The organism is bacterium (genome assembly GCA_035559435.1).
GTDB lineage: Bacteria > Zixibacteria > MSB-5A5 > WJJR01 > WJJR01 > JACQFV01.
On the sequence record DATMBC010000059.1, the window covers coordinates 1 to 1,129 of the forward strand.

General features: G+C 63.6%; 2 protein-coding genes. Both read left to right on the forward strand.

Features of this window, described 5'->3' with window-relative positions:
- A partial coding sequence (locus VNN55_07055) for a multicopper oxidase domain-containing protein (GenBank protein ID HWO57308.1) occupies positions 1 to 670 on the forward strand: 670 nt, incomplete at its 5' end.
- Positions 671 to 685: 15 nt separating this feature from the next.
- Positions 686 to 1,129 (forward strand): cytochrome c (locus VNN55_07060; GenBank protein ID HWO57309.1); only part of this gene is annotated, 444 nt, incomplete at its 3' end.

The window sequence follows — 1,129 nt, forward strand, 5'->3', positions numbered from 1 at the left end:
CTTTCCCGGAATCGACGTGATGCCGGTCAGGCTCGGCGACCGGGTGCGGATCAGGATCGCCAATCTCACCATGACCAACCATCCGATCCATCTGCACGGGCATCATTTCGCCGTGAGTTGCACCGACGGCGGCTGGGTGCCCGAGACCGCGCAATGGCCCGAGACGACGATCGACGTGCCGGTCGGAGCGATCAGGGCGATCGAATTCGTGGCGGACGTGCCTGGCGACTGGGCCTTCCATTGTCACAAGTCGCACCACACCATGAATGCCATGGGACACAACGTGGCGAATTTCATCGGAGTGGCGCAGCGCGACCTTGCCAATGCGCTCAGCGCCGCCGCCCCGACCGCGATGGCGATGGGGACCACCGGCATGGCGGACATGGCGTCGATGTCGATGCCGCTTCCACCGAATACTTTGCCGATGATGACGGGAACCGGCCCGTTCGGACCGATCGAAATGGGTGGCATGTTCACCGTTGTCAAAGTGCGCGAAGATCTTGCACCGGGCGACTATCGCGATCCGGGTTGGTATCAGCATCCGCAAGGGACGGTCGCCTACGAAGTCCCCGAGCCGACGGCCGGAGCGCCGGCGCGGCAGGACGAAACGCCTTTCCGGCCGGAGGGCCGCGTCCCGCAAATGCAGCAGCATAAGCACGAGCATCATTAGTAAAGAGCGAGACAAGTGAGCAAGGATGACACCAACGCGGCGACTTCTTCCCCACGGGCCAGGGGGCGATGGGCCGCGATCATTGCCGGTGTGCTCGTGGCGGTCTCCGCGGCAGCCGCAATCGCAATCTACCTTGGCCTTTACAATGTGGCCGCGGACGTCCCCCACACGCAACCGGTCTATTGGCTGCTCGAGACCGCGCGGGAAAGATCGATTGAAGCGCGCGCGAAAGGCATAACGGTTCCCGGCGATCTAGCGGATCCCAACCGGATCGCATCCGGGGCCGGCCAATATGCCGAGATGTGCGCCGACTGCCACCTTGCACCGGGCATGAAGCGAACCGAAATTGCGCGCGGACTGTATCCGCGGGCGCCCGAGCTTCGGCGCGGCACCGATCTGACACCGGCGGAACAATTCTGGGTCGTCAAGCATGGACTCAAAATGACGGGAATGCCGGCT